Here is a 279-nt window from a genome sequence, read left to right as displayed (position 1 = left end):
CAGGAGCAGGAGCGTGGCATCACGATCACCTCCGCTGCCGTCACCTGCTTCTGGGACAAGAACCAGATCAACATCATCGACACCCCCGGACACGTCGACTTCACGGTCGAGGTCGAGCGCTCGCTGCGCGTGCTCGACGGTGCCGTCGCCGTCTTCGACGGCAAGGAGGGCGTCGAGCCCCAGTCCGAGACGGTGTGGCGTCAGGCCGACAAGTACGACGTCCCACGCATCTGCTTCGTCAACAAGATGGACAAGCTGGGCGCCGACTTCTACTTCACG

1 protein-coding gene is annotated in these 279 nt (G+C 63.4%); it reads left to right on the top strand.

Annotated elements, in window-relative coordinates:
* Window positions 1-279, top strand: a 279-nt coding sequence (locus ACZ3HG_RS23390; protein ID WP_465334716.1) for a GTP-binding protein, incomplete at both ends; no start/stop codon positions are given.

The organism is Erwinia sp. PME.40.26/001, assembly GCF_055556675.1.
This window is presented reverse-complemented; position numbering and strand designations above follow the sequence as displayed.